General features: G+C 63.0%; 10 protein-coding genes. 4 read left to right on the forward strand and 6 right to left on the reverse strand.

Features of this window, described 5'->3' with window-relative positions:
* Window positions 1-422: 422 nt before the first annotated feature.
* Complete coding sequence (locus QOC89_RS13880; protein WP_179731325.1) at window positions 423-848, forward strand: hypothetical protein; 426 nt, start codon at window positions 423-425, stop codon at window positions 846-848.
* 121 nt (window positions 849-969) lie between these two features.
* On the opposite strand, the gene QOC89_RS13885 is transcribed toward QOC89_RS13880, so the two are convergent.
* Together QOC89_RS13885 and QOC89_RS13890 are read right to left on the reverse strand one after the other, a co-directional pair.
* Window positions 970-2106, reverse strand: coding sequence for an enoyl-CoA hydratase/isomerase family protein (locus QOC89_RS13885; protein WP_323045535.1), 1137 nt, complete (start codon window positions 2104-2106; stop codon window positions 970-972).
* 147 nt (window positions 2107-2253) lie between these two features.
* Window positions 2254-3315: a TetR/AcrR family transcriptional regulator gene (locus QOC89_RS13890; RefSeq protein WP_323045536.1), complete on the reverse strand. Its 1062-nt coding sequence runs from the start codon at window positions 3313-3315 to the stop codon at window positions 2254-2256.
* A 152-nt stretch (window positions 3316-3467) separates the two neighbouring features.
* On the opposite strand from QOC89_RS13890, the gene QOC89_RS13895 reads away from it, so the two are divergent.
* Complete coding sequence (locus tag QOC89_RS13895; protein ID WP_323045537.1) at window positions 3468-4556, forward strand: NAD-dependent epimerase/dehydratase family protein; 1089 nt, start codon at window positions 3468-3470, stop codon at window positions 4554-4556.
* A 215-nt stretch (window positions 4557-4771) separates the two neighbouring features.
* Here the strand turns inward: QOC89_RS13895 and QOC89_RS13900 are convergent, their stop codons facing one another.
* Together QOC89_RS13900 and QOC89_RS13905 are read right to left on the reverse strand one after the other, a co-directional pair.
* The gene (locus QOC89_RS13900) at window positions 4772-5197 is read right to left on the reverse strand and encodes a DUF1488 domain-containing protein (protein ID WP_416340399.1); all 426 of its coding nucleotides are present in this window, start codon (window positions 5195-5197) and stop codon (window positions 4772-4774) included.
* Window positions 5197-5475 (reverse strand): hypothetical protein, encoded by a 279-nt coding sequence (locus tag QOC89_RS13905; protein WP_323045538.1) that lies wholly within the window; start codon window positions 5473-5475, stop codon window positions 5197-5199. Before QOC89_RS13905 ends, QOC89_RS13900 begins: the two co-directional genes overlap by 1 nt.
* Before the next feature lie 233 nt (window positions 5476-5708).
* On the opposite strand from QOC89_RS13905, the gene QOC89_RS13910 reads away from it, so the two are divergent.
* Window positions 5709-5900 carry a hypothetical protein gene (locus QOC89_RS13910; RefSeq protein WP_323045539.1) on the forward strand — a complete coding sequence of 64 codons (192 nt, stop codon included), beginning with the start codon at window positions 5709-5711 and terminating at the stop codon, window positions 5898-5900.
* A gap of 64 nt (window positions 5901-5964) precedes the next feature.
* Window positions 5965-6348 carry a hypothetical protein gene (locus QOC89_RS13915; protein WP_323045542.1) on the forward strand — a complete coding sequence of 128 codons (384 nt, stop codon included), beginning with the start codon at window positions 5965-5967 and terminating at the stop codon, window positions 6346-6348.
* 3 nt (window positions 6349-6351) lie between these two features.
* On the opposite strand, the gene QOC89_RS13920 is transcribed toward QOC89_RS13915, so the two are convergent.
* A complete protein-coding gene (locus QOC89_RS13920) occupies window positions 6352-6684 on the reverse strand; it encodes a DMT family transporter (RefSeq protein ID WP_416340400.1) in 333 nt (110 codons plus the stop codon).
* Between the two features lie 10 nt (window positions 6685-6694).
* The coding region (locus QOC89_RS13925; protein ID WP_323045541.1) for a heme-binding protein at window positions 6695-6972 on the reverse strand (278 nt) is incomplete at its 5' end.

A 6972-nucleotide genomic window follows, 5' to 3' on the forward strand; every position in this document is an offset into this window, starting at 1 on the left:
CCCGGCACACGGCCGGAGATGCAAGCGTGAAAGGACGGAAATACGGCGATGAGGCGCGGACTAGTTCCAATAGCGCGTCAGCGAACGCGCGTGCGCCATGGAGCGGCTGAAGATCGGCATCAGGCAGAACATCGCGACGGCTTCCCTCGACCAAACGTGCGCATGATGCGCTCGATTAAATGGGCGACGGCGGCAAACGCCGTCTGCATGGAGAAACAGTCTATGGATCGGGGCGCGGCTTTTGAACGATTTTTTTGAGCTTAGGTTTTCCACTTTCGTGATTAGCCCGACGCTAAAGCATACGGGTGTTGCACCTTACCCACGCTGAAAGCGCGGTGCCCCTATATATAATGGCGCCACGTTTCCGATAATCCGGTGCAGGCCGCGCGAATCACGCCGCCTGAGCTCTCGCGGTGCCATGCATGCAAAAACTCATCCTGCCGTTCGTCGCCGGTTTTCTGGCTTCCCTGTTCTTTCATGAATCGACGCTGGCGCTGCTGCACGCAGCCGGTTTGATCGATCCGAACGGTTTTTCAACTGCACCGTTTTTGCCGCTCGGATTGCCCGAGTTCATTGCCAATGCAATCTGGAGTGCATTCTGGGCGGTGCTGATGGCGTGGCTGCTGCGCGTGGCGCCTGGGCGGCGTGCGCCTTGGGTGCCGGCGTTCGTGTTCGGTGGTATCGCGTTGACGGCGGCGAGTGTGTTCGTGGTCGATCCGCTGCGCGGCATCTGGCCGAGCGGCAATATGCTGCCGCGCCTCGCGGTGGGGTTCGCGGCGAATGCGATGTGGGGTTGGGGCGCGCTGGTGTTCATGCGCGCCTTCATGGCGAGCGAAGACGAGGACTGAGGGTTTTCGGCTCCGCTCGCGGGGCTATGGTGGTTCGGCGGTTTGCGGTTTGCGGTTTGCGATTCGCCTGAACGGCACAGCTTCTGCCGCCGGTATCGCTGTTGCTATCGCGTGAGTTTGTTCAGGCCCGCAGATCGCGCAACGGATGCTCGTTTGCCGGCCACGGGCTTTCGAACATCTTCGCGACATCGGCGGCGTTCACGTCTTCGATGCGCGCAAAGCGCCAGCGCGGCGCATTGTCCTTGTCGATGATGCGTGCGCGAATTCCTTCGATCGTGTCGCCCTGCGCAAAGCTCGTGCGTGTCAGATCCAGATCGCCGCGCAGCACTTCCGCCATCGAACCCTCCGCGCGCGTCACCACTTCCAGCGACACAGCCATCGACAGCGGCGAACGTTCGCGCAACACGGCAATCGTCTGTTCGGCCCACTCGGCGGCCTCGCCGCCATGCGAGCGCGCCTGCTCCAGCGAAGCGAGAATCCGCGTCATGTCGGGCAGCGCGAAATGGCGGTCGATCAACGCACGTGCGCTCGCGAGCGGCGAACCATTGGGTGCCGGCACGACCTGATGCGCGGCTGTCTCACGCTCGATGCACGCCACCACGTCGGCGCCGCGTTCGAACAGTTCGCTGCGCAACGTATCGACTAGCGCGGGCAATGCCGCGTCGTCGATATAGGCGTCGGCGAGGCCGGCATAGAGTGCATCGGCGGCGCCGATCGTCTCACCGGTGACCGCCAGATAACGGCCGAGCGCGCCCGGCGTGCGCGCCAGAAACCAGCTCGCGCCGACATCGGGAAAGAGTCCGATGCGGGTCTCGGGCATCGCCATCTTCGTCGAGTTGGTGACCACCCGCAGGCCGCCGGTACGATGCGCGCCCTGCGAAATCCCCATCCCGCCACCCATCACGACGCCGTTCATCAACGCGATATAGGGCTTCGGGTAGGTGAAGATCGCGTGATTGAGCCGGTATTCCTCGATGAAAAACGTATCGCGCGCGGCCTGCTCGCCACGCTCAGCCGACTCGTACAGAAAGCGGATGTCGCCGCCCGCGCAGAACGCGCGCGGATGCTCGCTGTGCACCACCACGGCGAGCACGTCGGGATTTTCGCGCCACTGATCGAGCGCCGCGTGCATGGCGCGAATCATCCCGGTCGACAGCGCGTTGAGCGCCTTCGGCCTTTCCAGTTCGATGAAACCGATGCGGTTGGCTACGTAAGTCGCGACTTCGTCGCTGACGGCGGGCGAGGAGGAAATGGACATGGAGAGCTAAGCGCGATGGCGCGAGATGAGTCGGAACTGAACGTTATCACGCACGCGTTGCTTTCGGCTTGGTGGCGGACGTGGTGTGCGGTTTGGGTTCTGCTTTGGGTTCTGGGTTGGGTTCTACTTTGGGTTCTGGGTTGGGTGCTACTTTGGTCGCCGCTTTAGTGGCGTCGGGATATCCGCGTCGGTGACGGGTTTGGGGGTTGGTGGCTCAGGCCGCTTCGTGGACTTCTTGCCCGACGGCGCGGCTGACCGGGATGGCTGAGCGGTCGGTTCGCCGCCCAACTCGGGGACCGATTCCACCGGCGCGTCAGCGGGCTTTCCATTGCGCGCGCGAGAGGAACGGGTGATATCTGACGGCTGACCGGCTTCTCTGGGACCCAGCCAGGCATCAAGGGCGACACCCACCACCGTATCCAGCGGCGCGGTCGGAAACACCGGGCATGTGAGGTTGAGTGCGACGATGCCGTGCAAGGTCGCCCAGAACGCCTCGGCCCACACTGTCACATCCATGGACGCGGACAGGCGCCCTGCCGCTTTCAATTCTTCGAGCGCGGCGAGCATGATGCGCAGCGACGCGTCGCCGGGATCGTCGGTAGATGTCGCGGATGCGAGGTTCGCTGTTCCCGAAGCGGTGGAACCTGCGGTCATTGTTTCTGCTGCGGTTGTTCCTGCTGCGGTTGTTCCTGCTGCGGTTGTTTCTGCTGCGGTTGTTTCTACTACCGCCGTTCCTGCCGCCGCTGCCCTGCCCGCCGGCATTGCCACTGTTTCGTCCGTCGCCGCAGCATCCGCAATCGCAGCCACCGACACACTCGTGCCCGATACCGCGGCCACACCGCCCAACGCCGCGCCCGTATAGCTCGGGTCTTCCATGAAGATCAACCGGTAGGTTTCCGGATGCGCGACACCAAAAGCCACATAAGCGCGCCCGAGCGCCCTCAAGCGCTCAGCCGGATCGGCGATCTGCGCCAAAGGGACGAACGTCTCCAGCAATTGCGCATAACCTTCAGCGCACAACGCATGCGCGATCTCGTCGCGGCTCGCGAAATGAAGATACAGCGTGGCGGGCGAATACTCGATGGCGTCCGCAATCTTGCGCATGGACAGCGCGGCAAAACCTTCGCGCATGACGATGCGCCGCGCGGCATCGAGGATGCGCTCGCGCAGCGCCTGTTTCTGACGGCTTCTTCGTTCGACGATTCCCATGACGAACATTCTCCGGTTGACAAACTGAAAAGTCAAATTAAACTGAACACCGTTTACTGAACGGTGTTCAGTAAATTTTCGCACATCAACCAGATCGTTGAAAATCAGTCACATCACCCAGGCGCGATACGGCGCCGCCTCCAGGAGTCGTCATGCAAGCCACAGGGAAAGTCGGATTATTCGGTGCCGCGGGCGCAGCCGGTCAAGTCATCGCAGCGGCGCTGAGCACGGCGGGCCGGGATTACCGGGTGGTCGGCCGCGCCCGAGCGCCGCTCGAGGCAGCCTTCGGCCATGACCCGCATGCGGAAATCGTCACGTGGAATCCGGACGACCTGGCTTCGATCAGCGCCGCGGCCGAGGGCCTGCAGACCGTGATCTATCTGGTGGGCGTGCCCTACGATCAATTCGCCGCGCATCCGCCGCTAACGGAAAGAACTCTCAGCGGCGTGACGGCGGCGGGCGTCGAACGTTTCATTCTGATCGGCACCGTGTATCCCTACGGCCGCGCGCGCGGCAATCCGGTTAGCGAAAATCATCCGCGTGAGCCGCATACGTTCAAAGGCAAGATGCGGCTCGCGCAGGAAGATCTGGTGCTGGCGGCACATGGGCGTCCAGGCGGGCGCCCAAGCGGGAGCGCGGGTGAGAGCGGAAGCGGAAGCGAACGCACAAGCGGGCGTGTAAGCGGAGGCACAAGCGGACCAACCACCCTGTCGACACTGGTGCTGCGCCTGCCGGACTTTTACGGTCCTGGCATCGAACGCAGTCTGATCAACGGCGTGTTCGAGGGCGCGGCGCACGGCAAGCGCGCGCAGGTGATCGGGCCGGTGGACGTACCGCACGAATTCATCTACTTGCCCGATATCGGACCGGTGGTCGAGAAACTCACGCGTACCCCGGAAGCCTATGGCCGCTGGTGGCACCTGGCCGGCACGGGCACGATCACGCAGCGCGAAGTAGCGAGACAGGCCTACGCGCTGGCGGGCCGCGAGCCGAAGCTGATGGTGGCCGGCAAGACCATGCTGCGCATGCTCGGCCTCTTCAATCCGCTGATGCGGGAACTGGTGGAAATGAATTACCTGATGACCCAGCCGGTTGTGCTCGACGACTCTGCACTGACACAGCTCATCGGTCCGATCGCCAAAACGTCGTACGAAGACGGTATCCGTCAGGCGTTCAACGCTGCGCGCGCCACCGCGTCGGCGGGTATGGACACGCATCGGGACGCCGCGAAAACAGTCTGACTGGGAGCGGGCCTTCGTACACGGAAACGACGGAAGCTCGTGCGGCGTACACGCTTGAAATACACACGAAAGGAACAGAAACTCGCACGGTCTACACGCACGAAATACACACGAAAGCGGCGCCGGCGCGAGCAACCTCACGCGTCGAACAGCACCTGCGCAATCGACCGGTTTTGAACCGTGTGTCTATCTGCCGTGTCGCCGTGAGCCTGCAGCTAAACCGCGACGTTTCCCGGCGGGAAATGGCCACTTTTAAGCAACACAGGTGTGCCATTGCTGATCTGCAGATGTTCGCGGGCAACCGCCTCGATGCGCGGACGCCCGGCGTCGAACGCGCGCATCCAGCCTTCGAGATCTTCGCTGTACGCGCCGAAGTGATCCTCGAGTGCTTCGACCGAGATCGCGCACGGCACTGGTTCGCCGTCCACGAGCGCGGGAAACACCACCGTCAGATTGGAGTCGCGGTAAGCAGGCGCGTCCGCGGGAAACCGAATTTCCATGGTCGCCTCATCAGAAGTATCCGGCAGGCTATGGACACCGGCGAGAACCGGCTGCCCCCGGACATGCCCGCTATGGTACTCGCGCGGCTGGACCGCGGTCCAGCCTCCGGCGCCGTCTTGGCTGGTGTCGCGCGCCGTCATCAGGCGCCTCCGAGCAGACGGTCGACATAATCGCGCGCGGCCTGTTCGACGAAGACCAGCGCGTCCTCTTCGCTGCCAAAGCGCTGCGCATCGCCGAGTTCGAGCAAGGTTTCCATCCGGTGCGGATCGTCCGGCCCCTGTTTAGCCAGACTCACCGAACCGACATACGTACCGCTTGCAGTGCCGGCGGCCGGCGCGGACGCTTCGACTGCCGGCACGAGGCGCGCGGCGGCGCTGATGTAATAACCGCGATAAGGGCCGCTGACGCGTTCAGCCATGTTCTTTCTCCTCGCTTGCAGTGGATGGACGGACGCCACGTGGACGGTTCACACGCATGCGCTCGCCGTAGACAAGTAAGTAAGGCGCGCCCCGAGCCGATAAGTTCTGTGGGCAGAGCGATACGCCGGATTGCACTTGTAGGGCTCGCCTCTGTCGAACCGGTTCACCGGCACGTTCACAGGCACGATCGGTGCTGACGCTGTGACGCCATTTCGAGTCCAACGAGCGCGGTATGGGAAAATATTATCTGCAGAACCACGAACTGCCTGAGCCGGATGCCGCAAACAGATGGTTTGCGTACGCCGAAAGCCACGGCATCGACATCCCGAGAGCCATCAGCATCTGGGAAGACGCGGCGACCGAAAGCGGCACGGAAAGCCGTCAAAAGGTCGGCGCGGCGGGCATCACGATCGAAACGCCTTAGCCTCGAGAGCACACTTCCGGTGTACGAGGCGAGACTGGATATCTATTTGAAAGGAAACATCACGATGCATTTCATGACGCAACTGCGCCGCCCCGGCCGCTTCCGACCCCGCAGCGCCGCACTTGCGCTCGTCCGCGGAGCGTCCCTGTCTGTTGCCCTGCCCGCCGCCCTTTTGCTGGGCGCGGGTCTCGGCGGCTGCGCATCGTCGAATACCACGTCGCTGATCAATCTGCCGAACGGCCAGACCGGCTTTGCGGTGAACTGCAGCGGCGCCGATGCCGCTTCCAGCTGGGCGTCCTGCTACGTGCAGGCCGGCAAGGCATGTGGCGCAACCGGCTACGACATCGTGTCGAAAGACAATGACGAAGGCGGCACCGCGGGCGGCAGCGTCACGAACGTCGTCTCGGCCAACGTGAAAAACCGTTCGATGATCGTGCGCTGCAAGTAAGGCTCAGTGCGCCTGCATCTTCGAGAACATATTTAGCACGGCTACGCCGGCAACGATCAGCCCGAGCCCGATGATGGCCGGCACGTCGGGCACTTGCCGGTATAGCACGAGCGCGACCAGTGTGATCAGCACGATGCCGGCGCCGGACCACACTGCGTAGACGATGCCGACCGGAATAGTCTTGAGCGTGAGCGACAGGCAATAGAACGCAATGCCGTAGCCGATCACCACCACCGTTGCGGGCAACAGGCGCGAAAAACCTTCCGACGCCCGCATCGCGGAGGTCGCAATGACTTCGGCGACGATCGCAATGGCAAGCAACGCATAAGGAGGGATCCGCATCGGCTCAGGCCTTCGCAAGCGCGAGCTTGCTGTAGTCGTGACCGAGGTGAGCACACAGTGCTTCCACCACCAGTTCATGATCGGCGCGCTGCGGCAAGCCGGATACCGTGATGGAACCGATCACGCCTGCACCCGCGACCTTCAATGGGAAAGCGCCGCCATGAGACGCGTATTCCGTGGCCGGCAAGCCGTGCTTGTCGGCGAGTGTGCTGCCGGCCTGTTGCATCTTCAAACCGATCGCGTACGAACTGCGCCGAAAATGCGCGACCGTGTTGCCCTTGC

The organism is Paraburkholderia sp. (genome assembly GCF_034668105.1).
GTDB lineage: Bacteria > Pseudomonadota > Gammaproteobacteria > Burkholderiales > Burkholderiaceae > Paraburkholderia.

Coding starts and splice junctions, on each gene's coding strand:
- QOC89_RS13880 (WP_179731325.1), top strand. CDS start 423: ATGCAAAAACTCATCCTGCCGTTCGTCGCCGGTTTTCTGGCTTCCCTG.
- QOC89_RS13885 (WP_323045535.1), bottom strand. CDS start 2,106: ATGTCCATTTCCTCCTCGCCCGCCGTCAGCGACGAAGTCGCGACTTAC.
- QOC89_RS13890 (WP_323045536.1), bottom strand. CDS start 3,315: ATGGGAATCGTCGAACGAAGAAGCCGTCAGAAACAGGCGCTGCGCGAG.
- QOC89_RS13895 (WP_323045537.1), top strand. CDS start 3,468: ATGCAAGCCACAGGGAAAGTCGGATTATTCGGTGCCGCGGGCGCAGCC.
- QOC89_RS13900 (WP_416340399.1), bottom strand. CDS start 5,197: ATGACGGCGCGCGACACCAGCCAAGACGGCGCCGGAGGCTGGACCGCG.
- QOC89_RS13905 (WP_323045538.1), bottom strand. CDS start 5,475: ATGGCTGAACGCGTCAGCGGCCCTTATCGCGGTTATTACATCAGCGCC.
- QOC89_RS13910 (WP_323045539.1), top strand. CDS start 5,709: ATGGGAAAATATTATCTGCAGAACCACGAACTGCCTGAGCCGGATGCC.
- QOC89_RS13915 (WP_323045542.1), top strand. CDS start 5,965: ATGCATTTCATGACGCAACTGCGCCGCCCCGGCCGCTTCCGACCCCGC.